The sequence below is a fragment of the Dietzia maris genome, assembly GCF_036287335.1.
GTDB lineage: Bacteria > Actinomycetota > Actinomycetes > Mycobacteriales > Mycobacteriaceae > Dietzia > Dietzia cinnamea.
In genome coordinates this window covers 1,602,623-1,626,523 of record NZ_CP143053.1, presented here as the reverse complement: position 1 = coordinate 1,626,523, position 23,901 = coordinate 1,602,623, and the positions used below count along the sequence as shown (strand labels likewise).

15 protein-coding genes and 2 pseudogenes are annotated in these 23,901 nt (G+C 69.1%); 10 read left to right on the top strand and 7 right to left on the bottom strand.

The features are described 5' to 3' along the window. Window positions 1-5: 5 nt before the first annotated feature. Together VYL96_RS07425 and VYL96_RS07420 are read right to left on the bottom strand one after the other, a co-directional pair. Window positions 6-1,844 (bottom strand): DEAD/DEAH box helicase, encoded by a 1,839-nt coding sequence (locus VYL96_RS07425; protein WP_131886315.1) that lies wholly within the window; start codon window positions 1,842-1,844, stop codon window positions 6-8. Further along, on the bottom strand, window positions 1,837-2,082 hold the full coding sequence (locus VYL96_RS07420) for a DUF3039 domain-containing protein (protein WP_007628744.1): 246 nt from the start codon (window positions 2,080-2,082) through the stop codon (window positions 1,837-1,839). Before VYL96_RS07420 ends, VYL96_RS07425 begins: the two co-directional genes overlap by 8 nt. 58 nt (window positions 2,083-2,140) lie before the next feature. Here VYL96_RS07420 and VYL96_RS07415 point away from each other — a divergent pair, with 58 nt between their 5' ends. The 4 genes from VYL96_RS07415 (at window position 2,141) to VYL96_RS07400 (ending at window position 5,903) form a co-directional block, all read left to right on the top strand. Then, window positions 2,141-2,725 carry a DUF3099 domain-containing protein gene (locus VYL96_RS07415; RefSeq protein ID WP_243699776.1) on the top strand — a complete coding sequence of 195 codons (585 nt, stop codon included), beginning with the start codon at window positions 2,141-2,143 and terminating at the stop codon, window positions 2,723-2,725. Then, complete coding sequence (locus tag VYL96_RS07410) at window positions 2,722-4,317, top strand: DUF7782 domain-containing protein (RefSeq protein ID WP_131886314.1); 1,596 nt, start codon at window positions 2,722-2,724, stop codon at window positions 4,315-4,317. The genes VYL96_RS07415 and VYL96_RS07410 overlap by 4 nt, the downstream gene beginning before the upstream one ends. Further along, window positions 4,314-4,751, top strand: coding sequence for a D-aminoacyl-tRNA deacylase (gene dtd / locus VYL96_RS07405; protein ID WP_061228813.1), 438 nt, complete (start codon window positions 4,314-4,316; stop codon window positions 4,749-4,751). Before VYL96_RS07410 ends, dtd begins: the two co-directional genes overlap by 4 nt. A 183-nt stretch (window positions 4,752-4,934) precedes the next feature. Continuing rightward, complete coding sequence (locus VYL96_RS07400) at window positions 4,935-5,903, top strand: sigma-70 family RNA polymerase sigma factor (RefSeq protein WP_061228814.1); 969 nt, start codon at window positions 4,935-4,937, stop codon at window positions 5,901-5,903. 117 nt (window positions 5,904-6,020) lie between these two features. Here VYL96_RS07400 and VYL96_RS07395 read toward each other — a convergent pair whose 3' ends face one another. Next, the gene (locus VYL96_RS07395) at window positions 6,021-8,789 is read right to left on the bottom strand and encodes a bifunctional acetate--CoA ligase family protein/GNAT family N-acetyltransferase (protein WP_131886313.1); all 2,769 of its coding nucleotides are present in this window, start codon (window positions 8,787-8,789) and stop codon (window positions 6,021-6,023) included. 46 nt (window positions 8,790-8,835) lie between these two features. Beyond that, entirely contained in the window at window positions 8,836-10,068 is a 1,233-nt protein-coding gene (locus VYL96_RS07390) for an acetoin utilization protein AcuC (RefSeq protein WP_043566431.1), read from the bottom strand. A gap of 223 nt (window positions 10,069-10,291) precedes the next feature. Between VYL96_RS07390 and VYL96_RS07385 the strand changes: the two genes are divergently transcribed. After that, on the top strand, window positions 10,292-10,981 hold the full coding sequence (locus tag VYL96_RS07385; RefSeq protein WP_007627547.1) for an iron-dependent transcriptional repressor DtxR: 690 nt from the start codon (window positions 10,292-10,294) through the stop codon (window positions 10,979-10,981). Then, on the top strand, window positions 10,978-11,958 hold the full coding sequence (galE, locus tag VYL96_RS07380; RefSeq protein WP_007627545.1) for a UDP-glucose 4-epimerase GalE: 981 nt from the start codon (window positions 10,978-10,980) through the stop codon (window positions 11,956-11,958). Before VYL96_RS07385 ends, galE begins: the two co-directional genes overlap by 4 nt. Window positions 11,959-11,985: 27 nt before the next feature. On the opposite strand, the gene VYL96_RS07375 is transcribed toward galE, so the two are convergent. Next, window positions 11,986-13,299 carry a DUF4192 domain-containing protein gene (locus VYL96_RS07375; protein ID WP_243699775.1) on the bottom strand — a complete coding sequence of 438 codons (1,314 nt, stop codon included), beginning with the start codon at window positions 13,297-13,299 and terminating at the stop codon, window positions 11,986-11,988. 211 nt (window positions 13,300-13,510) lie between these two features. Here VYL96_RS07375 and VYL96_RS07370 point away from each other — a divergent pair, with 211 nt between their 5' ends. After that, entirely contained in the window at window positions 13,511-14,461 is a 951-nt protein-coding gene (locus VYL96_RS07370; protein ID WP_007629014.1) for a proteasome assembly chaperone family protein, read from the top strand. Between the two features lie 181 nt (window positions 14,462-14,642). Here the strand turns inward: VYL96_RS07370 and VYL96_RS07365 are convergent, their stop codons facing one another. Further along, window positions 14,643-16,118 carry an IS1182 family transposase gene (locus VYL96_RS07365; RefSeq protein WP_329438638.1) on the bottom strand — a complete coding sequence of 492 codons (1,476 nt, stop codon included), beginning with the start codon at window positions 16,116-16,118 and terminating at the stop codon, window positions 14,643-14,645. A gap of 118 nt (window positions 16,119-16,236) precedes the next feature. Between VYL96_RS07365 and VYL96_RS07360 the strand changes: the two are divergent. After that, window positions 16,237-17,167 (top strand): annotated as a pseudogene (locus VYL96_RS07360) (IS5 family transposase). A 1,650-nt stretch (window positions 17,168-18,817) separates the two neighbouring features. Continuing rightward, the gene (locus VYL96_RS07355; protein WP_329438463.1) at window positions 18,818-20,182 is read left to right on the top strand and encodes an IS110 family RNA-guided transposase; all 1,365 of its coding nucleotides are present in this window, start codon (window positions 18,818-18,820) and stop codon (window positions 20,180-20,182) included. Between the two features lie 131 nt (window positions 20,183-20,313). Here VYL96_RS07355 and VYL96_RS07350 read toward each other — a convergent pair whose 3' ends face one another. Then, window positions 20,314-21,627: an ISL3 family transposase gene (locus tag VYL96_RS07350; RefSeq protein WP_106385017.1), complete on the bottom strand. Its 1,314-nt coding sequence runs from the start codon at window positions 21,625-21,627 to the stop codon at window positions 20,314-20,316. Between the two features lie 782 nt (window positions 21,628-22,409). Here VYL96_RS07350 and VYL96_RS07345 point away from each other — a divergent pair. Continuing rightward, window positions 22,410-23,722 (top strand): annotated as a pseudogene (locus VYL96_RS07345) (ISL3 family transposase). Window positions 23,723-23,901: the final 179 nt, after the last annotated feature.

The window sequence follows — 23,901 nt, the reverse complement described above, 5'->3', positions numbered from 1 at the left end:
GGCGTTCACCAGCTGCGGAGCAGGCTGATCCGTTCCCGGATCTGCTCGGCGGAGGCCATCGGCACGGGCGGGCCACCACACGCGTTGCGCAGCTGGGTGTGGATCGCGCCGTGCGACTTGCCCAGCCGGCCTGAGTACACCGACACGAGGGTGTTGAGCTGGCGTCGCAGGTCCTTGAGTTCGGCGGCGGAGGCCACCCGGTCCGCGGCGGCCCCGGCATGGGCACCGGGCCCGGCCGCGTTCCCGGGAAGCGTCGTGCCTGCCACCGACGGGTCGGAGCCCACGACGGCGACCGCGCCGGGTCCGGAGGAAGACTCCGCGGACGCCCGCTTGATCTGCTCCTTCTCCCGCTGCCGCAGGAGCGCCTTGACGTCGTCGGCTCCCAGCAGTCCGGGCAGGCCGATATAGTCGGCCTCCTCCTCGCTGCCGGCGAAGGTCGCGGTCCCGTAGGAGGACCCTTCGTACACGATCTGGTCGAGTTCCGCGTCGGCGCCGAGGGAGATGTAACCTCGGTCCTCCTCGTCCTCGGTGTTCTCGTCCTGCTGCTGGTTCGCCTGGGCGAGGAGCTGGTCCTCCAGCGCCTCCTCCCGGTGTGGCTTGCCCAGGACGTGGTCGCGCTGGGCCTCCATCTGCGAGGCCAGCTGCAGGAGTACAGGCACGGACGGCAGGAACACCGAGGCGGTCTCCCCCGGCCGGCGGGAGCGCACGAAACGGCCGATGGCCTGGGCGAAGTACAGGGGCGTGGAGGCGCTGGTGGCGTAGACGCCCACGCACAGCCGGGGGACGTCGACGCCCTCGGACACCATCCGCACGGCGACCATCCACTCGTCGGTCGAGTCGGAGAAGGTGCCGATCCGGCTGGAGGCCGTGGGGTCGTCGGACAGGACGAGCGTCGGCGGCGTGCCCGTGATCTCGGTGAGCAGCGCCGCGTAGTCGCGCGCGCGTTCCTGGTCGGTCGCGATCACCAGGCCGCCGGCGTCGGGCACCCCGCCCGCACGGATCTGCCGCAGGCGCGTGTGGGCGGCCTGCAGGACGGCCGGCATCCAGTCGCCGTGGGGGTCCAGCGCGACGCGCCAGGCGCGGGACATCTGGTCGGCGCTCAGGGGCTCGCCGAGGCGGGCCGAGAACTCCTCGCCGGCGTTGCTCCGCCAGCGGGCCTCGCCCGAGTAGGCGAGGAAGACGACCGGCCGGACGACGCCGTCGGCCAGGGCGTCGGCGTAGCCGTACGAGTGGTCGGCCTTGGAGCGCTGGTGCCCCTGCCCGTCTGGTTCGTAGGTGACGAACGGGATCGGGCTGTCGTCGGAACGGAAGGGGGTACCCGTCAGCGACAGGCGCCGCTCGGCGTCCTCGAACGCCTCGCGGATCGCGTCACCCCAGCTCTTCGCGTCGCCGCCGTGGTGGATCTCGTCGAGGATCACCAGTGTCCGCCTCGAGGCGGTGCGTTCGCGGTGTTTGAATGGGTGCGCGGCCACCTGGGCGTACGTCACCACCACCCCGTGGTACTCGGGAGCCAGGGCGCCCGAGGAGTTGGAGTACTCGGGGTCGAGCGCGATGCCGGATCGCGCGGCTGACGCAGCCCACTGGTACTTGAGGTGCTCGGTGGGGGCGACGACGGTGATGGCGTCGACTGTGCGGTCGGCGAGGAGCTCGGAGGCGACCCGCAGACCGAAGGTCGTCTTACCGGCGCCCGGCGTTGCCACGGCCAGGAAGTCCTTCGGCCGCGCCATGAGGTACTTGCGCAGAGCGGTCCGCTGCCAGGCGCGCAGCGAACCACCCCCGGCGGGGCGGGGGGCGGATTCTGCGGTCGTCTCGTCTGGGCCCGGGACCGCGCCGGGGTCACTCACCAGGCTTCAGAGTCTCGTAGACGCGCTTGCACTCCGGGCACACCGGCGAGCCGGGCTTGGCGGAGCGGGTGACCGGGAAGACCTCACCACACAGGGCGATCACATAGGTGCCCATGACCGCGCTCTCCGCGATCTTGCTCTTGTCCACGTAGTGGAAGAACTTGGGCGCGTCGTCCTGCGTCTCCTCGGTCGTGGTGACCTCGGGGCGCTCGAGTGTCTTGGTCCGGGTGGTGCTCACCCCCTCATGATGCCGCACCCGGGCGTCGCCGCGCCAACGCCGGAGTACCTTGGGCCCCATGGCACCCGACTTCCGCCGTCATCGATCCGGCGAACGGGACGACACCTCGAGCCCCGTGCTCATCACGGGCGCGCGTGAGTCCTACAGGGACGAGCTCGCGGCCCGGAAGAAGCGCTACTTCGTGCTGATGAGCGTGCGGATCCCCGCGCTGCTCCTGGCCGCGGGGTCGCTCGCCCTCTGGAACAACCCGTGGATCGCGTTGGCGATCGTGGCGGGGTCCATCCCGATCCCGTGGATCGCCGTCATCGGGGCCAACGACCGACCGCCCCTGCCCAAAGGGCAGGCCCGGACGTACACCGCCGGGAGCCTGCCCTCGAACGCCCCCTACGCGTTGCCGTCCAGCCTCACCGGCGCCGCGGGCGGCTCCGGTCCGGATGCCGACACCGGGGGCCGCCGCGCGATCGGCCCGCCGCCGGGTGCGACCGGCCAGGACGGCGGCCCCCACGGCCGGACCGAACGTGGGCCCGATTCGACCCGGACCGACAGCGCCCCCCACGACCGGACCGACCCCGGGCCCGACTCCCCCGGCTCCGGGTCACCCCGCAGCCACCCCACCCCCGACGAGAGCGACTCCGACCAGTGACGAGCCCGACCCCTACCCTCGCCGATCTCGCGCCCGCGCTCGCGGACGCCTTCCGCCGGCACGACTACACGGTCGAGGGCCTCGAGCGCAGGCTCGGGCCGGAGGCGGTCGCGGCGCTGGGCAGGTCGGACGCCGCGACGGTGCGCCGATACGCGTGCTCGGCAGGTCCGGCCGGGCTGCTGGTGCGCCTGTTCGCGCTGGGTGATCCGCTGCCGACGTCCGCGGTGACGGACGCGCTCCCCGGCGTCGAGCCGCGCGCAGGCGTGGACGCCGGCCTGTGGGAGCCGGCCGACGGCGGTGCGGCACTGCGCGCGGTGGTCGACCTGCGCCCGGTGGACACCGGCCACGGGACGCGGTGGGTGTTCGCGGATCCCGACGGGTCGATGGTGCGGACCGTCACCCGGCCGGACCACGTGCTGGGGGTCGGCCAGGCGACGCTCTCGCTGCTGCGGGTCACGCCCACCTCGCCGACCGGGTCGGTTCTGGACGTGGGCACCGGGTGCGGCATCCAGATGGTCCACGCGTTGGACACCGCCGGATCCGCCACCGGGACCGACATCACCCCGCGGTGCCTCGAACTGGCCGCCGCGACGCTGGCGATCAACGACCTGCGGGCCGAGCTACTGCGGGGCTCGTGGTTCGAGCCGGTGGCGGGCCGTCGATTCGACCGGATCGTCGCCAATCCCCCGTTCGTGGTGGGGCCGCCGGAGACCGGGCATTCGTACCGCGAGTCGGGCCTGGCGCTCGATGGTGCGAGTCGGACGGTGGTGTCCGGCGCCGCCGACCATCTGGCGGACGGCGGGACGGCCGTCATGTTGGCGTCCTGGGTGGAGCGCGAGGACACCGATTGGCGGAGCCGGGTGGCGTCGTGGGTGCCGTCCGAGGGCGTGGACGCCTGGATCCTCCGCCGGGACGTCTCCGAGCCGGGACTGTATGTGTGGACGTGGCTCACGGACGAGGGCATGGATCCGCGGGACGAGTCCACGTGGCGGGCGACGGACCGCTGGCTGGACCACTTCGAGGCCGAGGACGTCGCCGGGGTCGGGTTCGGCTACGTGTATCTCCGCCGCGTCGAGGGACCGTCGTCGGTGTTGTGCGAGGACCTCACCCATCCGTTCGGCGAAGGCCTCGGGGACGAGGCGGAGGCGTATTTCGCGCGCACCGCGTGGCTGCGCGCGGCCGCCGGGCGCCACGGCGGGCAGGACCGCGCCCTGGACGCGACCGTGTTCACGGTCTCGCCCGACGTCCACCTGCACGTCTCGGAATCCCTCGCACCGACCGACCCGGAGGGGGCGGGCGCGCCGGGCGCGTCGACCGTGGTGGTGGAGCGCGTGACCGGCGCCCGCTGGCGCCACGAGATCGACCCTCTCACCGCGGCGGTGCTGAAGGGCGCCCGGACGGGCGCGCTTCCGTTGGAGGACCTGGTGGTGCTCGCCGCGGCCGGCGCCGGTGAGGATCCGGACGAGCTGGCCGCACCCGTCCGACGGGTGATCGCGGACCTGTTCGTGCACGGGTTCGTGGTGCCGGTCGGTGTGCCGGGCCTCCTGCCGCCGGGGGCCGTCGCCGCCGCGCCCGGGGGGCCGCGCGGGTGAGGGCGGTCATCTCGCGCGTCACCGAGGCGTCGGTGACCGTCGACGGAGAGCTCGTCGGGTCATTGTCGGCGCCCGGCCTCCTGGTATTGCTGGGGGTCTCGAACGACGACGACGAGGCGGACGTCGCGACGATGGTCCGCAAGATCTCGGAGCTCCGGATCCTGCGGGAGGAGCGCAGCGTCGCGGAGGTGGGCGCCCCGGTGTTGGTCGTCAGTCAGTTCACGCTGATGGGCTCGACCGCCAAGGGCAGGCGACCGTCGTGGGCGAGGGCGGCTCCCGGGGACAGGGCCGAGCCCGTGGTCCGGGCGGTGGTGGCCGGTCTGCGTGAGCGGGGACTCGAGGTGTCCACGGGCGTGTTCGGCGCGATGATGCAGGTCCACTCCGTCAACGACGGCCCGTTCACGGTGTTGGTGGAGACGCCGGGCTCGGCCTGAGCCGCCGACGCGGCAGGGTGACGGCCTTTACGGCACGGTCCGTGACCGAAATCATCGGTCGGGGAACATTGCCGGCACCCCCGTCGTTGTAGGTGTACGTGACCGTGACCCGGGCACGCGCCTGATCCGTCCACCAGCAACCGAACGCCGGCCTCGTCACAAGGCCAGGCAGGAGGAGGAGACATGACGTCAGCCATCACCCGATCGGACCGTCGGACGGAGGCGGATCCGGAAGGCCAGAGCCCGAGCGCTGACCTGGTCCGTGTCTACCTCAACGGGATCGGCAAGACGGCTCTGTTGAACGCCGAGGACGAGGTGGAGCTGTCCAAGCGGATCGAGGCCGGTCTCTATGCCAAGCACCTGTTGGAGACCAAGAAGCGTCTCGGCCCGGTGAAGAAGGCGGATCTCAAGACGATCGTCGCCGAGGGCGAGGCCGCCCGCGCCCACCTCCTCGAGGCCAACCTGCGTCTGGTGGTCTCGCTGGCCAAGCGCTACACGGGCCGGGGGATGCCGCTGCTGGATCTCATCCAGGAGGGCAACCTGGGCCTGATCCGTGCGATGGAGAAGTTCGACTACGCCAAGGGCTTCAAGTTCTCGACCTACGCCACGTGGTGGATCCGCCAGGCCATCACGCGCGGCATGGCCGACCAGTCGCGCACGATCCGTCTCCCGGTCCACCTGGTCGAGCAGGTCAACAAGCTCGCGCGCATCAAGCGTGAGCTGCACCAGCAGCTGGGCCGCGAGGCCACACTCGAGGAACTGGCCGAGGAGTCGGGGATCCCCGCTCACAAGATCGAGGAGCTCCTCGACCACTCGCGCGACCCGGTGAGCCTGGACATGCCGGTCGGCGCGGACGAGGAGGCCCCGCTCGGCGATTTCATCGAGGACGCCGAGGCCACCAGCGCCGAGAACACGGTGGTGTCCAACGTCATGCACTCGGACGTGCGCGCCGTGCTGGCCACTCTCGAGGAGCGTGAGCAGCAGGTCATCACCCTGCGGTTCGGGCTCGACGACGGGCAGCCCCGCACCCTCGACCAGATCGGCAAGCGCTTCGGCCTGTCCCGTGAGCGCGTCCGCCAGATCGAGCGTGAGGTCATGGCCAAGCTCCGTGAGGGCCGTCGCGCCGACAAGCTGCGGTCCTACGCGGTCTGATCCTCCCCGACCCCGGTCACACTCCGGCGGCCCCGCCCACGAAGGGCGGGGCCGCCGCTCGTCTGTGCCGGTGCCCGCGTGGTCGTCGCCGCGGCCACCGGGCACCGGGCACCGGCGTCAGCGGAGCCTGCGGGGCCCCTCGTTCCCGCTGAAGCGGGGCGGCGGACCGAGCCGCACAGTGGCGTAGAGCACGGAGAGCCCGTCGGGTGCGGCCAGTCCGGGGTCGATCGCCAGGCGGCGCAGTTCGGGGACGTCCTCCACCAGACATGACACCCGCCCCATGAGTTCCACAAGTGCGTCGCGGTCGACCGGCGCGTCCCCCGCGTAGCCGTCGAGGATCGGCGCCGCCCGCGGTCTGCCGAGGAGCGCCGACGCCTCGGAGGGGGAGATGGGCAGTGTGCTGAACGCCCGGTCGGCGAGCAGGTCGGAGAGCATCCCGGACAGTCCGAACGAGATCAACGAGCCGAAGATCGGGTGGTCCGCGACGCGGATGGTCACCGCGACGCCCTTCGTGGCCATCTTCTGCACGTGCAGCGACCGCGACCCGGTCGTGGACTGGAGCAACGCGAAGGCGTGCCGCACCGCCGCGGAGTCGGCGAGGTCGAGGCGGACCCCCGACTGGTCGCTGCGGGTGCGCCACCGGTCACTCATCGCCTTGACCGCTACCGGGTAGCCCAGCTCGTCGGCCGCCATCACGGCCTGATCGACGTCGGTGACGACGCGGTAGTCGACGATGTCGATCCCGTAGCACTCGAGCAGGGCCCGGACCTGGCCCTGCGTGAGCTCGAACGACTCGGTCCCGGCGTGGAGCTGGGACAGAGAGTCCACGAGCTCGCGGGCCCGCGCGCGGTCGATGTCCGGATACTCGGCGGGCTCCTCGGCGGGCCGGTCGAGCCACTCCGCATACCGCCGGGCCCGCACGAGCGCCGACACCGCGCGTTCCGGGTAGGGGTAGGACGGGATCGAACCGCGGGCCGCCACGCCCGACTCGTCCGTCACGGTCAACCCCTCGGGCAGGCCCTCGCCGGCGAGGAACGTACTCACCACCGGCTTGGCGCTCTCCGCCGCCGCCGCGCGGATCGCCTCGGCATAGGAGTCCGGATCCGTGGCGACCGGCGGGACGAACACCGTGAGAACCGAGTCGACCTCGTCTCGCGCGAGCGCGTCCGCGATGGCCTCGCGGAACTGTTCGGGCGACGCCCCGGCACCCAGGTCCACGGCGTGGGAGACGGTGAACCCCTGCTGGCGGGCGGAGTCCGCGCCGAGCCTGCCGACGGCCGAGGAGTTGCCCACGATCCCCAGGCGGCCGCCGGTGGGCAGCGGTTGGTAGGCGAGCAGGGTGGCGGTGTCGAACATGTCGGTGATGGAGTCCACCTGGATGAGGCCGGAGTCGCGGAACAGTCCCCCGATCGCATTCGCGGTAAGCCCCTCCACGCCGGACTCCAGGTCGTCCACGGCCCGCCGCACGACCACGACCGGCTTGTTGCGGGCCACACGCCGCGCGATCCGCGAGAACTTGCGGGCGTTACCGAAGCTTTCAAGGTAGAGCAGGACCACCTCGGTCGAGGTGTCCGTGTCCCAGTACTGCAGCAGGTCGTTACCGGACACGTCCGCGCGGTTGCCGGCGGAGACGAACATCGACAGCCCGAGCCCGCGCCGCGCCGCGGCGGCGAGGATCGCGATGCCGAGCGCACCGGACTGGCAGAAGAATCCGGCCCGGCCCGGGCCGGGGACGACCTCGGCCAGCGTGGCGTTGAGCTTGACGTCGGCGGAGGTGTTGATCACACCGAGCGCGTTGGGGCCGACGACGCGCATCCCGTGCGCCCTGGCCTCGCTGACCAGTCGTCGCTCCGAGACGACTCCCGCGCTCCCCACGTCGGAGAACCCGGCGGAGATGACGACGAGCGTCGACACCCCCTTGGACAGGCAGTCGTCGAGGACCTCCGACATCGAGGCGGCGGGCACGGCGACGACGGCGAGGTCGACGGGATCCGGGATGTGCCGGACGCTCGCGTACGCGCGGACCGACTGCACCGAGGTGGCGTCCGAGTTGACGGGGTAGACGGGGCCGGCGAACCCGTTGCCGATGAGGTTGCGCATGACGGTGTGGCCGATCTTGCCCACCTGGTCGGACGCGCCGATCACGGCGACCGATCCCGGGTTCAGCACCCGCGCCAGGCTCCGGGCCTCCGCCGCGGCCTCCCGCGAGTTCCGGACGTTCGTCAGCGCCTCGGTGGGATCGATGGCGAACTCGAGGTGCAGCGTGGAGCCGTCGAAGGACCGTGAGATCTCGTACCCGGCTCGGCGGAACACCTGGATCATCGACCGGTTCTCGGAGAGGACCTCAGCCTCGAAGTGGTCGATCCCGCACTCGGCCGCCGCGCCGGCCAGGTGCTCGAGGAAGATCGAGCCCAGCCCCCGGCCCTGGTGCTGATCGGAGATCGTGAAGGCGACCTCCGCGAACGTGGAGTCCGGCAGCCGTTCGTAGATCGCCATCCCGATGATCTCCGCGCCCAACTCGGCGACGAACGCCATCCGGTCGCGGTAGTCGACGTGGGTCATCCGCCGTAGTTCCCGATCGCTCAGGACGTCCCGGGATCCGAAGTAGCGCAGGTAACGGGTGCGTTCGGACAGGCTGGTGTGGAAGCGGGCGATCTTCTCGGCGTCGTTGGGCAGGATCGGGCGGATCCGCACCGCCCGGCCGTCCGAGCCGAGGACGTCCGCGGCCCACTCGTGCGGGTAGCCCTCGGGGTACTCGTCGACCGAGGTGTCGGTCGAGGCGTGCTCGGGCGGATCGACCGCGGGGGGCGGATCGCCCGGACGCCCGCCGGGTTCCGGGGTCTCGGTCGCGGTGGGGCCGGTCGCGGGGTCGCCGGGGTGCGCCATGGGGTCCTCCAATGCGAGGTCGTGCCGGACGGGGCTCGAGAAGCGGTCAGTCCCGGGGGTCGTCGGGATCGAGCCCCAGCAGGGGGTAGACCGTGCGACGGGTGTCGAGGATCGACTGGTCCAGCCGGGCCAGCGAGCGGTCCATCTCGACCCCGCGGTCGGCGCCCGCCGGCTCCCACGGTGCGAACGTCGGCATCTCGCCGTCGCCCATCACCTTCGGGACCCGATCGGGAACGGTGAGCCGACCGGCGGCGGACCGCCACCCCTCCGGGATCGCCGTGCCCGGGTCGACCGGCGCCCCGAGAACCGCCGCGATGAGGTGGGTCCACGAGCGCGGGACCACCCGCACCAGCTCGTAGCCACCGCCGCCGACCGCGATGAGGCGCCCCTCGCAGAGCTCGTCGGCCAGGGCGATGACGTCAAGGTATGAACGCCGGTGTCCGTCGACGGTCAACGACAGATCGGCGAGGGGGTCCTCGCGGTGCGAGTCGCACCCCGCCTGCAGGACGATGATCTGCGGTTCGAACGCGCGCAGGACGCCCGGGACCACGGCGTGGAAACCGCGGAGCCAGAGGTCGTCGGTGACCGCGGGCAGGAACGCGAGGTTGACGGCCGTGCCCTCCGCGCGGCCCACGCCGGCCTCGGACGCCCAGCCCGTCGACGGCCAGAGGGTCGCGGGGTGCTGGTGCAGTGAGACCGTGAGGACGCGGGGATCCTCGTAGAACGCGGTCTGGACGCCGTCGCCGTGGTGGACGTCGATGTCGACGTAGGCGATGCGGTCGAAACCGTTGTCCAGCAGCCAGCTGATCGCCACGGCCGCGTCGTTGTACACGCAGAATCCGGCGGCGGCCGCGGGCATCGCGTGATGCATCCCGCCGGCGACGGAGACCGCGCGCGTCGCGGCCCCGCTGGCCACCGCGCGGGCGGCCGTCAGCGTGCCGCCGGCGACCGCCGCGCTGGCCTCGTGCATCGCCGGGAACGTCGGGTTGTCGGCCGTGCCCAGACCGTGGCTCATCCCGACGTGCTCCCCCGGCGACAGGTCGCCGGCCGCCTTCACGGCGTCGATGTAGCGCGAGGTGTGCACCCGCAGCAGCTCGTCGTCACCGGCCGTGCCGGGATCGAGCAACTCCACCCCCTGCAGCACGCCGAGTTCGGTGGCCAGCGACATGGTCAGGTCGAGGCGCCTCGGACTCATGGGGTGATCGGCGGAGTGTCGGTACTCGAGCAGCGACGGGCTCCACACCACCTTCGCCTCGACGCCGTCCGCGATCCCGGCCATGGCCACCGCCCTCTCGTCGGACCGGGTCTCTCCCGGCCCGCGCACCCCGCCAGATCCGTGGGGTACATCACCTCAACAATCTACGCGGCGACGACGGGGGCGGCCGATGAACGTCGGCTCCCCACCCCGGTCGGTGGCCCGACGGTAGTCTCGGTGTGAGAACCCGGTCGGTGTCGTCACCCACCGGGATGTCGATTCGAATCCAGACGTGGAGGACTGCAGCGTGAAGGACCTGGTGGACACCACCGAGATGTACCTCCGCACCATCTACGAACTCGAGGAGGAGGGCGTGATCCCGCTGCGGGCGCGGATCGCGGAGCGCCTCGAGCAGAGCGGCCCGACCGTGAGCCAGACGGTGGCCCGGATGGAGCGCGACGGGTTGGTGCTCGTCGCACCCGACCGGCACCTCCAGCTCACCGCCACCGGGCGCGAGCTCGCGGTGGACGTGATGCGCAAGCACCGCCTGGCCGAGCGGCTCCTGGTGGACGTGATCGGGCTCGAGCTCGAGAAGGTCCACGCCGAGGCGTGCCGGTGGGAGCACGTGATGAGCGACGACGTCGAACGGCGTCTCATCGAGGTGCTCGACGACCCCCGGACGTCGCCCTACGGCAATCCGATCCCCGGTCTGGACCGCATCGGCTACGCCGAGTCGACGCTCGACCACGGCGACCACGTCCGGCTATCCGCGCTGCCCACCGACACACCGCACACCGTGCGCATCCGGGCGATCGGCGAGAACGTGCAGATCGACACGGACCTGATCTCCGAGTTCCGCGCCGCCGGCGTGGAGCCGCTCAAGACCGTCACCGCGACCCGCCGCGGGCACCTCGTCGAACTCGACTCGGGGGACGGCCGCACCGTCGAACTCGACGGCGACCACGCCCACGCCATCCAGGTCGAGATCCTGTCGTGAAACTCCTCGTCACCGGCGGGGCCGGGTACGTCGGCGGAGTGTGCGCCACCGTCCTCATCGAGCGCGGGCACGAGGTGGTGATCCTCGACGACCTGTCCACCGGTAACCGGGACGGCGTCCCCGAGGGGGCGACCTTCCTCGAGGGTGACGTCGCCGCCCGCGCGGGCGAGGTCCTCGACCCGTCCTTCGACGGCGTGCTGCACTTCGCCGCGCGCTCGCTCGTCGGCGAGTCCGTCGAGAAGCCCGAGGAGTACTGGCAGGGCAACGTGGTCACGTCGCTGGCCCTGTTGGACGCCATGCGGGCGGCCGGTGTCGGGAACCTCGTGTTCTCCTCCACCGCGGCCACCTACGGCGAGCCCGAGCAGGTGCCCATCACCGAGGACATGCCCACCCGGCCGACCAACACCTACGGGGCGACCAAGCTGGCGATCGACCACGCCATCACCTCGTACGCGGTCGCGCACGGACTCGCCGCGACCAGCCTGCGCTACTTCAACGTCGCCGGCGCCTACCACGGCGCGGGTGAGAACCGGGTCGTGGAGACCCACCTCATCCCGCTGGTGCTCCAGGTCGCCCTGGGTCACCGGGACCACATCAAGGTCTTCGGCGACGACTGGCCCACCCCCGACGGCACCTGCATCCGCGACTACATCCACGTCGCGGACCTCGCGGACGCCCACCTGCTGGCCCTGGAGTCCAACGCCCCGGGGGTCCACCGTGTGCTCAATCTCGGCAGCGGCGAGGGATTCTCCGTCCGCGAGGTGATCGACGTGTGCCGCGAGGTCACCGGGCACCCGATCCCGGACGTCGTCGCCCCCCGGCGCGCCGGCGACCCCGCGGTCCTCGTGGCCTCGAGCGCCCGGGCGATCGCCGAGCTCGGTTGGAACCCCACCCGGACGGACCTGCGCACGGTGGTCGAGGACGCCTGGGCGTTCACCGGGGCGCTCGGCGACCGCGCCCACTCGGCCCCCCGCTGACGGGCGGCCTCCCGCCGCGGACACGGCTCACGCGGTCGCCGCCACCCTCCTGAGCCGCTCGGGCGCCATCCCGTGGTGCAGCCCCTGCAGCAGCAGCCGGGCCAGGTTGTTCCCCGGGTCGGCGTCGACGGCGGCCGACAGCGCCGACCACGCGTGCACCCCGCTGCCCGCGAAGTACGATGCCGCACCCAACAGCAACAGCGCCACCGAGCGTTCGCGCGCGGGCCGACGACGCGCGACCGCCCACCACACGAGCCGCCGACCGTCGCGATCGCCCAGCCCCCGCTGCGCGAGACGTCGGTAGATCTCGTCACGAACGGCGATCACCAGCAGGTCCCGCCCGATGGCGGCGAGCTCGTCGTCGTCGACCTCCTCCCCCACTCCCAGCCGACGCGCGGCGTCGTCATGGCGCTCCACCGCCGCCGCGACCGCGCGCGCCCGCTCCGCGCGCCGGTCGCGTCCCCCTGCGGACCCGCCACCCGGGTCGGCCGCGTCCACCTCTCCCGCACCGCCCACGACGGCGTCATCCGGGCGGTCCTCGTCGCACGCGTCGGGGTCGCGGACGAGGTACAGCCGGTCGATCTCGTCCCTCGAGCCGGCCCGGACGCGGCCGTCGTACGCGTGTACCGCGGCGATCTGCGTCGTGTCCGGGTCGATCTGCACACCCCGGGTCATCCCGAACAGATCCACCCACGGCTCCCCCTCGGCGAACTCACCGACCCCGTAGGCCGCCTCCACCCCGGTGCCCGCCTCGCCCAGCCAGTATTCGAACGCCGACGCGGCGTCCTCCGCACGCAGCCCCGCCAGATACCCGTCCGCACAGTTCTCGTGGACCACCACCAGGTGCACCGAGTCGATGCCCTCCCGCGCGCAGAACCGCGCGAGTCCCCGCGCCGGGCCGGGGTCGATCGCCGGACGGGCACGACCGATCGCGGCGTCGCCGGGGTCGCCCGCGTCACCGGGGAGGCCGTCCAGCGGGTCCTCGACTAACGGATCGTCGAGGTCGGCGAGGTCGTCGGGGTCGTCTGGGTCGTCGAGGAGGTCGTCGGCCCCGGGGAATCCACGGCCGTCGTCCAGCAGCCCGTCGACGTCCATCCGCACCACCGGCCCCTGTCCACCGTCCGCGGTGCGACCGCACAGGATCACCACCGACCCCGGCCCCGGCGGGAAGCCGAGCATCGCCGGTATCGAGGCGATCAGCTCCTCCGGCGAGGTGATCACCACCGTCGCCCGCCCGTCCGTGCCGCCCTCGTCCTTCAACTCGCCCGTCGTCATCGCTCGCCGCCCGTTCGTCTCGCGCGTCCACGCCCCGTCGTGGCGCGGTCCGCGGGTGTCGTGCACCGGACCCACCATCGGCCACCCCGGCGGCCGATCCCCGCCCCGGGACGCCGGACCGACGGCCGCCTGTGGAGGGAGACGGGGCCTGTGGGGATCGCGCGGGAATCATCTCGCGGGTGGTGACGTTGTGACAGTGGTGAACCCCCCGTCCCGGATGGACGACCGGGCGAACCCCGCCACCGACGGACGGGGTGTGGTGATGAGAGGAGTCGACATGGCCAGGCACAGCGATCTGTACCGACTGATCGAACCCGTTCCCGACCTGCGTTCCGAGGACGGCCGCGGGCCGGTCCTCGTGCACGGACTGGAGGGCTTCTCCGATGCCGGACTGGCGATCCAGGGCGTGTCCGAGCATCTCCGCGAGAGCCTGGACTCCCAGCTCATCGTCGAGTTCGACGTCGACGAGCTCGTGGACTACCGCTCGCGCCGCCCGCATCTCAAGTACTCGTTCGACCGCTTCGCGGACTACAACGAGCCGACCATCCAGATGCACGCGGTCAAGGCCTCCGACGGAACGTCCTTCCTGCTCCTGTCCGGGCTCGAGCCGGATCTCAAGTGGGACGGCTTCACCGAGTCCGTGATCGACCTCGCCGGGTCCTTCGGGGTCCGGATGTCGATCGGACTGGGAGCGATGCCCCTCGGCGTCCCCCACACCCGGCCCACCAACTCGAGCGCCCACGCCAGCGATGTGGACCTCATCAAGGGGTTCTCCGCCTGGCCCGGCGAGTTCTCGGTGCCCGGCAACGTGACCTCCCTGCTCGAGCTGCGGATGGCCGAACACGGGATTCCCTCCGCGGGCTTCACCGTGCACGTGCCGCAGTACCTGTCGCAGACGGCCTACCCGGCAGCCGTGCTGCACCTGGTCGGCAGCATCGCTAAGATCGCCGACCTCGAGCTGCCCACCGCCGAGCTGGAGAAGGCCGCCGAGGAGTTCACCGCCCAGGTCAACGCGCAGATCGCGCAGAGCCCCGAGATCCTCACCGCCGTGGAGCTCATGGAGAAGCAGTACGACGAGTTCATGGAGACGCGCCTCGGTTCCGACTCCCTCAACCCGGGCGGCAAGCCACTGCCGTCGGGCGACGAGATCGGAGCGGAGTTCGAGCGGTTCCTCGCCCAGCAGACGGGCGACGGCGGGCAGGGCGACGACCCGCAACGCGACGGGTGACGCCCGCCGGCGACTAGGAGCATGGGTCAGTAATGGCTCGAAGCGCGCCGAGAGTACGGCGGAGTGCGTGAGAGCGTTGCGCTCGGGCCGGCGTCACTGGCGGACAGGTATTCGGTTTGCGAAGCCGCGGTGATGGCGTTCAGTCCGCGGGTCAGCCTGTAGGTCGCCCGGGCCTGCCAGTTCAGGCGATCTGGAGGCCGCCGAGCCCGGTGGCGCCGATATGACCGTGGAGCTTTCGCAGGTTGTGGCAGGCAGCGAGCAGTAGCCATTCACCGCGGGCGGCGTCCAGACCGCGAATCAGGAGTTGCTTGCCGTTCTGCAGGGTGCTCATCTGTCCGAAGACCGGTTCGACGATCGCTTTGCGCCGGGCGTAGACCGCTCGGCCTTTCTTCGTGGCGAGCTTGCGGGCCATGCGCTGCTTGTCCGTGGCGCTGGCCGGGATCGGTCCCCGGGGGGCGATCGGCGCCGGTTCCCCGCTGCGCTGTCGTCCGGTGGCGATGAAGAACTCGGTGCCCTGCTCGCCGGTGACCTCGGCGGAGGCGGCGAGGTTCGCGGCTGAGCAGTACCCGGCATCGGCGAGCATCTGCTTCGGGGCCTGCCCCGTGTTGCTGATGGCCTGCTCGGTCATGGGGATGAGGTTGCCGACGTCGGCGGCACAGTCGTTGACCTCGGCCGCCACGATGATCTGATGGGCGGCATCGACCACGGCCTGGCCGTTGTAGCACTGAGCGAACGACCCGTCCCCGGTGAGCATGATCTTCGACTCCGGGTCGGTGAAGTTGCGCTGGGCCTTCGGCCTGGGCGTGGCGCGCTCGGCGGCCTCAGCGGCCTTCTGCGCGACGGTGTCTTCGTCTTCGCCCTTACCGCGGGCCTTAGCCTCAGCCTTCTCCGCCGCATCGGCGGCGGCGTCGGCTTCCAGAGCAGCTTTGGCCTGGCGCAGCTTGACCAGGCGAGACTCTCGGCGGGCCAGCTCATCGGGCAGCTCGTCCCCGCGCCGGTTCTTGCCGAACTTGGCGTCCTCGGCCTTGTCGATGGCCTCGGCGGCGGCCAGCAGATCGGAGACCTCCTGGGCCAGTACCTTCTCCCTGTCCGTCAGCCGCGCGTACGACATGGCCTTGCGTTTGGAGGCGTTCGCCCGCAGCTTCGTCCCATCCAGCGCGACCTGTCCAAGCGTGACCATCCCGGCGGCCTGGCACAACGCCAACGCCTGCAAGAACAGGTTGCCCAGCGCGGCCAGGTGCCTCTTGCGAAACCTGGCGATCGCGCGGTAGTCCGGGGCCGCCCCGGCCGCCAACCACCGGAAAGCGACGATGTCGGTGCAGGCCTTCTCGATCCCGCGGGAGGAGCGCACCCCCGTGGTGTAGCCGAAGATCAGCAACCGCACCATCAACCGCGGATCGTACGGCGGGGCCCCGCGCCCCTCCTGGTAGGAGACGTAGATCCGCGATAAATCCAGGTGCTCATCGACCAGATCCGCCACGAACCGTGCCAGATGATCGGCCGGAAGCCAGTCATCCAGCGACGGCGGCAGCAACAACCCCTGGCCCGGGTCGAACGCCCGAAATGTCTTGCCTGCGCCCACCGGCTCGACCTCGCCCTGCCGGTCAGCCCGCTCGACGCGGAACTCCTCGGCGGCGAACAACCCTTCCTCGCCCATGACGACAATTATCCCGCCGAACCCGCCCCATCAGCGGACCTGAACTGGCGTGTTACTGACCCACGCTCCTAGGGCGTGTCTCCCATAGCTGAGCGGTGACCCGCGAGACCGTGGCCGTATGGGACAGACGAAGTCACGATTTCGCCAGTTCACCGACGAGCAGTGGGAGCGGATAGAGCCCCTGCTGCCCTCGAACGAAGGGCGGCAGGGGCATCCGTTTCGCGACAATCGCAAAGTCGTCGAGGGCATCATCTACCGCTACCGAGCAGGTATTCCCTGGCGGGACCTACCTCGCGAGGAGTTCGGTGCGTGGCAGACCGTGTGGAAGCGTCACGCCCGCTACGCCCGGGACGGGACCTGGGATCGCATCCTGCACGTGATCCTGGCCGATGCCGACGCAGCCGGAAAGATCGACTGGAACGTCTCGGTCGACGCCACCATCTGCCGCGCTCATCAGCACGGCACAAATACAACGCGCCCTGAGCAGGACACAGGGGGCAGGGTTGAATCACAAGAACCGGCCCTTCCGGGGCTGTGAACCCGCAGGTCATGGCATCGGTCGCTCGCGAGGAGGGCTGACCACCAAGATTCACAGTGCCGTCGACGGCCGCGGCCGACCGCTGGCGAACGTGATCACCGGTGGGCAACGAAACGACGGCGCGATGCTGGCCGAAGTCCTGGCCGACATCCACGTCCCACGCCACGGCAAGGGCCGACCCCGCACCCGCCCCGACGCGGTGATCGCAGACAAGGCCTACTCGTCTGGCACGATCCGCCGCCAGCTCCGCAGTCGCGGTATCGCCGCTGTCATCCCGGAGAAAAGCGACACCATCGCCGCTCGCGAACGCCGCGGCAGCCGCGGTGGCCGACCCCCGAAACTCGACACTGACCTCTACAAAGACCGAAACGTCGTCGAGCGTTCCTTCGCACTGGCCAAGCAATGGCGAGCGCTGGCCACCCGCTACGACAAACTCGCGATCACTTACCGCGCCGCCGTCACACTCTGCGCAATTCTCACCTGGCTACGCCGATTGGGAGACACACCCTAGATGCATCTTGAGGTGAGTTATGAGACCTCGCGAGCTGGGGCAGTCCGGGCCGGGTGTGTCGCTTTCAAAAGGCGGCGGCCTCGATCTCAGAAGTCGTCTTCACGGCGACTGGGCGGAGTCCGACGGTTCGCCGGGCCTGTGCTGGTTGGACCCCATCCGAGAGGGCTATCGGCGGAAGGGCCATGAAGAGCCGGCATGAGAACCGACTTTCTTGCGGGGTGGCGGCAGCAGGAACCACAGGCCGGTGACCGCGACCGCAAGCCCGCTCGCCGCCACCGCTGAGGGGCCCCATTCCATGACGCGTTCGGAAAGCGTCGCCCCAGCGTTGGGGCCGTTTACAAGTATGGCTTCGCAGCGAGTCGTGACGAATCCCGCCCACTCGGTGCTATAGGAGCCCTTCGTTATTTCCGTTGCGCCGTGCTCCAGTGAGAGCGTCAACAATTTGGGCACGCAGGTTTGGTGGGGCGAGTTCATGACGAACGCAACGGTATAAATCGCCAAGCCGACCGCGATGCCGACCAGCGCGAGCGTAGTGGTGCCAAATGGACTAAATCTACGCCGAGGAGTTTTGCTGGCTGGCATAATTACCCATTCGATAGTGGGGCGAGTTGCAGGGTCACTCTACCCTGCCGGGCGTGGAGGGGTCCGAGGAGAGCGATGTGCTTCTTCATAGCGCGCTATGGAATTGGGGAGAGTTTCGTTTTACTTAAACTGCAGATATCCACTCTTAGCATTGATCTAAACCAATAATCCTGACAGGGCGGCTGAATAATCTAGAGGGAAAAATTGAAGAAGATGGTCCAGTGGGGCCTAACTTCAAAGGGATAATTTCAAGTTGATTCGGAAGTGCCAGTTCGCGGGCGATTAAAAATCGCCCGCGAACCACCTGAAGTCTGGTTTACCATTGAGTTGCTACGCCCAAACGGGGCCGCAGACTTCCTGCCAGTTTTCCCACTCTCCGCTTGTCCTTTGCAACTGGAACCGAAGACACCAATTCCCAGCCTCGATGAATGCGTTCACGGGCATGGTAACGCCATGTCCGTCCAGGATGTTGACTGCGCCGCCTCCGGTCCCCCACCAGTACATTCCGTTAGGCCGATCGACGTTGTACCTCGCGTTTACGGGCTTATATCGTTTTCGGTGCTGGGTTTTCCCAGCTCAGCAGCCCGCTAGGGTTGACGGTGGGAGAGGTTCGGTGAGCGCGGTTGTCGGCTGAGGGTTGTGCCTCGTGAACAGAGAATGCGACACCGGATCTGCCCCGCCACATGGCCCGTTTGAAGGGAATTGACGGACTGGCCTGGCAGAGGTGTTCTGTCGACTGGTCGCGCCGGATGACACGTAAGCACGGGCACACCCTGGCGGCGACACCTCTCGGCCGATTGCTGGCCGCGGGGCGCCGATGGCCTGCTGTGGCAGCGGCTCGAGTATGCGGGGCCGCGGCGACGGGATGCTCCCGAGACCGATAAGTACACAGGAAGCCACGGCCGCACTACCCGATGGCGCGGCGATGATTGTGGGGCTTCCCTCCTGCGACGTCGCAGGCAGGCTTGGTGGAGCCTGCCGGCACGTGCGATGCCGCTCGAGGACGCCCGGCGACATCGTCTCGACTGTCCCGCTATGGCGAGCGTGGCAGGAAGGAAGCCCGAACCCATGACTTCAACGGGCACAGTCCATAGTCCCACAACGATTCAGGCCCGCGCCGGGATCGACTGCGCGATCGTGGCGAATCACCAGTGCGAGCTGATCGAATATCGCGACGACGGCACGACACGAACAACCCGCAAGACCATCCCGAGCACCGCGGCCGGGATGAACGAGCTGACCAGGTTTCTCGCAGCAGTCGACGTCGCCGTCGACGTGGTCGCTGAACCGACTTCCCTGACCTGGGTTGGTATCCAGGCTGCGGTCGGCGCCGCCGGCGGCCGGTTCTACCTGATCGGCACCAGGCACTCCTCTCGACTGCGCGCAGCGGTGGCCGGCAAGAACAAGTCCGACGTCATCGATGCGCATCTGCTGGCCAAGGCGCTCGACTTGTTCGACCTTGAACCGCTCGTCGTTGCCGACGTCGGTTCCGAGGCCATCAAACGCTCGGCCCTGTCGCGGGGCGATGCCCGCGTGCACTACGACCAGTGCTGGCGCCGACTGCGTTCTTACGTCGCCGCCACCGTTCCGGACATCGACAAGATTCTCGCCGGATCTCGTACCCGCACGTTGGCGGTGCTGGGGCGGTGGCCTGACCTGCGAGCCCTGGCCCGAGCACACCGGTCCACCATCACCGCAGTGCTGCGCGAACACTCCTACTGCGGTGGCCGCCAGGAGCAGATCGCTGACCAACTCCGCAGTGCCGCGGCGGCCTGGGTGGGCATCCTCAGGGACTACTACGACCTAGATTTCTGGGCTTTGAAGGTCGCTGGAATGCTCGCCGACATCGATCAGGCCGCGGACCGATTCGACCGCTACACCGAGCAACTCGACGGGCTCTGGCACGCCTTCTACGGCCCCGATGATCTGCTGCTCTCGGTGCCGGGGACCGGCCCGATCACCGCGGCGACGATTCGTGGCTGGCTCGGCGACGGGTCCCGTTTCGCCCGCCCCGAGGACTTCGCCTCCTACTGCGGACTGACCCCATCGAACTGGTCGTCGGGAACCATGGAGCACAAACATCGCGCGATCAGCAAGGAAGGCCCGTCGGCTTTGCGGATGGCGGTGTTCCTCGCCGCGAATGCGGCACGCACATCCGACCCGCAGCTCGCTCGGGTGTACCACCGGCTCATGGTCGACAAGGGTCAGCACCACAACAAGGCCGTGTGCGCGGTCGCCCGCAAGCTCGCCGAGCGGATGTGGATAGTCGTGCACCGCAACGCGCCCTACGAGTACCGCGACGACGACGGCGCGATCCTCGACATCACCCAGGCTCGGGCCATCGTCCGCGAGCGCTACCAGGTGCCCGCGGAAGTCCGCGCCCGCCACCGCAACCACACCACCGCCCAAAGGAGAGCCCGACTGGCAGCCTGACCCCTCCCTCGCCTCGCCACCACGAGGCCCCAGATCAGCCGTAGAGCCCGGCGCTCTACGGCGCCTCGACATGCATCCCGACAGGACCATCCTGAGGGGGGTTGACAATCGTTAGGGAATCTCTTCCGGAATCAGAGTGCATTGATCCGATCCTGAAGCCGGCCGGAGTGAATGAGTGACCGCAAGATGTAGTGCTTGAGGTTGCGGAAGCCCAGGGCGATCCCGCGCAGGTGCTCGAGGCGGCCGTTGATGGCCTCGACGGGTCCGTTGGAGGCACCCACGTCGAAGTAAGCGAGGATCTCGCGATGCCGTTTCCACAGTGAGCGACCGAGCTGGGCGAGCTCGGGCAGCTCCTTGGGCACCCCGGCCCGGATCGAGCGCAGGAGCTTGTACATCGCGATCTTGCCCTCCCGCTTGCCGGCGGCGTCGTAGGCGGCGATGAGTCGCTGGTAGACGCCGTAGGTGACCTCGACCGCCGCGTGCGCATCGTTGGCGGTGAATGCTTTGAACAGGCGCACCTTCTGCTTGTCGGTGAGCAGCTCGGCTCGGGTGTTCAAGGTCCGGCGGATGCCGTACAGCGGATCGCCCGTGCGGCCCCGGTGCCCGGTGGTGGCCTGCTGGATGCGTTGGCGGCACACGGTGAGCTTGTCGGCGGCCAGGCGCACGACGTGGAAGGGGTCCATCACCGTCCGGGCAGCGGGAACGGCTTTGGCGGCGGCGGAGTGGTAGCCGGCGAACCCGTCCATCGTGACCACCTTGACTCGGTCTCGAAACACCTGGTCACGGGCGTCGAGCCACTCGGTGAGCACCTTCGCCGAGCGCCCGGGGACCATGTCCAACAGGCGAGACGGGCCGGTGCCGTCCACGACCGGGGTCAGGTCGACCAGGACGGTGACGAATGAGCTGCTGCCGTCGCCGCGCACGTGCTTCCATTTGTGCTCGTCGACTCCGAGAATGCGGACGCCGTCGAAGTGGCCGGGCTGGTCGTAGACGATCGTGCGAGTCTCCGACAGTGCTAGATCGTTGACCAGATCCCACCCCAGCCCGAGGGCCTTGGCGACCGCGGACACGCTGGTGCGGTCGATCGCCAGACGCTGCAGGATCCAGCGGCTGCAGCGACGCGTGGTCTTGGCCCGCGGCTCGGCCAACGCCGGCATCCGCTGCTGGAAGATGCGCGTCTCGCATTCGATGTTGTCGCAGGTGAAGCGCGGTACCCGCACATGCAGTCTGGTGGGATGACCCACGATCGGCAGATCCGTGACCTTCCGCTGGACGTGGTCCCGCAAACGGCCCGCCATCCCGCACTCGGCGCAGACCGGGTCGAGTGTGACCGGGGCGCAGAACAGGTGCGTGAGCTCGTCAGCCACAGCGGCGTCGGTGATCGTCACCCCGAGCTCGACGGTGCGGCAGATGGTGTCGGCAAGCAGGCTGGCGGTAGCGTTCAAAGCGGGTCCTGGGGTGTTCGATGCGTGGCGTAGGAACCTGCATCTTCACACGCCCCAGGACCCCTACATCTTGTGCCTCACCGCATCACCGGCGAACCCCAGCTACGCACTCCGGATCCGGAAGAGCCCGTTTACGTAGGTGTACGGCTCGCCTTCATTTCGTGAGCTATCGAACCAGACCGATTGGTTATCTGCCCAAAGACCTGAGCCGTTTATGTTAAAGCACGCGTTCCGATCCGAAAAGGGCCATATCCGATTCTCATATACCTTGCAGTTTGTCCATGTCATGGGGGATATCTCAGGGCCCCCCTCTGCGCGTTCGGTCGATTGTCCGCTGTTCAACTCAGACAACTCTTGGGGCGATAGGAGCTCTGCGAGTTCTGGACTGACTGTGATTGGGGCGTCCACTGCAACGCCGGTAGCTTCCTGGGCCAGCGCTGTCGGAACTCCGACTAGGCACAACATCGCTGCGCCTATGATTCCAGTTAGTGTTTTGCTATGCCGTTTCATTCCTTGTCCTCGCTATTCGCGTCGCCAGGTTCGTCGACCATCAACTGTATTGAGGTGGAACCCGTGGGTGTCAAAGGAGTACGAGGCCGTCTTTGGGGCAGGTTGCCGAAGGGCCCTGCTCGCCTTTTGGCGAGCTAGTTAACAGGCTCTTCCGGATCCGGAGTGCGTAGCTGGGGTTCGCCGGTGATGCGGTGAGGCACAAGATGTAGGGGTCCTGGGGCGTGTGAAAATGCAGGTTCTCACACCGCGCATCGAACACCCCAGGACCCGTCTTGAACGCTACCGCCAGCCTGCTTGCCGACACCATCTGCCGCACCGTCGAACTCGGGGTGAGCATCACCGACGCCGCCGTTGCTGACGAGTTCACGCACTTGTTCTGCGCCCCGGTCATAGTCGACCCGATCTGCCCCGGGTGCGGGATGGCGGGGCGCCTGCGAGACCACGTCGAGCGGCGGGTGACCGATCTTCCGATCGTCGGTCACCCTACGAGGCTGCACGTGCGAGTACCGCGTTTCACCTGCGACAACACCGGATGTGAGACGAGGGTCTTCCAGCAGCGGATGCCGGCGTTGGCCGAGCCGCGGGCCAAGACCACCCGACGCTGTAACCGGTGGATCTTGCAGCGCTTGGCGATCGACCGCACCAGCGTCTCCGCGGTCGCCAAGGCGCTCGGGTTGGGCTGGGATCTAGTCAATGACCTGGCGGTCTCCGAGACCCGCGCGATGGTCTACGACCAGCCCGGACACTTCGACGGAGTCCGCGTTCTCGGGGTCGATGAGCACAAATGGAAGCACGTGCGCGGCGACGGTTCGTCTTCGTTCGTCACCGTCCTGGTCGACCTGACCCCGGTCGTGGACGGCACCGGCCCGTCGCGCCTGCTGGACATGGTCCCGGGCGCTCGGCGAAGGTGCTCACCGAGTGGCTCGACGCCCGTGACCAGGTGTTTCGAGACCGGGTCAAGGTTGTCACGATGGATGGGTTCGCCGGCTACCACACCGCCGCCGCCAACGCTGTCCCTGAAGCCCGGACGGTGATGGATCCGTTCCACGTCGTGCAGCTGGCCGCGGACAAGCTCACCGTGTGCCGCCAACGCATCCAGCAGGCCACCACCGGGCACCGGGGCCGCAGTGGCGATCCGCTGTACGGGATCCGCCGGACCATGAATACCCGAGCTGAGCTACTCACCGACAAGCAGCAAGTCCGGCTGTTCAAAGCGTTCACCGCCCATGACGCGCACGCGGCGGTGGAGGTCACTTACGGCGTCTACCAGCGTCTCATCACCGCTTACGAGGCCTCGGGCAAGCGGGAGGGCAAGATCGCGATGTACAAGCTCCTGCGCTCGATCCGGGCCGGGGTGCCCAAGGAGCTGCCCGAGCTCGCCCAGCTGGGCCGGTCGCTGTGGAAGCGCCGCCGCGAGATCCTCGCCTACTTCGACGTGGGCGCCTCCAACGGCCCCGTCGAGGCCATCAACGGTCGCCTCGAGCACCTCCGCGGGATCGCCCTGGGCTTCCGCAACCTCAACCACTACATCTTGCGGTCACTGATCCACTCCGGTCAGCTCCAGAATCGGATCAATGCACTCTGATTCCGGAAGGGCCAGTTAACACCGTAACGGGTCCCGGTCTTGGCAGGGCCAATTTTCAGAATCTGTGATCCTGAAGATTTCGACAGAAGCGTCCGAAGCTGGCGAAAACACGCGTCTGGTGACGAAGATCGACGGCAACATGCAGTCAGGGTGCAGGGCAGTCTTCAGAGAGAGTCCAT

Coding starts and splice junctions, on each gene's coding strand:
- VYL96_RS07365 (WP_329438638.1), bottom strand. CDS start 16,118: ATGGGCGAGGAAGGGTTGTTCGCCGCCGAGGAGTTCCGCGTCGAGCGG.
- VYL96_RS07395 (WP_131886313.1), bottom strand. CDS start 8,789: ATGGCGCACCCCGGCGACCCCGCGACCGGCCCCACCGCGACCGAGACC.
- VYL96_RS07415 (WP_243699776.1), top strand. CDS start 2,141: ATGGCACCCGACTTCCGCCGTCATCGATCCGGCGAACGGGACGACACC.
- VYL96_RS07370 (WP_007629014.1), top strand. CDS start 13,511: ATGGCCAGGCACAGCGATCTGTACCGACTGATCGAACCCGTTCCCGAC.
- VYL96_RS07400 (WP_061228814.1), top strand. CDS start 4,935: ATGACGTCAGCCATCACCCGATCGGACCGTCGGACGGAGGCGGATCCG.
- VYL96_RS07390 (WP_043566431.1), bottom strand. CDS start 10,068: ATGGCCGGGATCGCGGACGGCGTCGAGGCGAAGGTGGTGTGGAGCCCG.
- VYL96_RS07355 (WP_329438463.1), top strand. CDS start 18,818: ATGACTTCAACGGGCACAGTCCATAGTCCCACAACGATTCAGGCCCGC.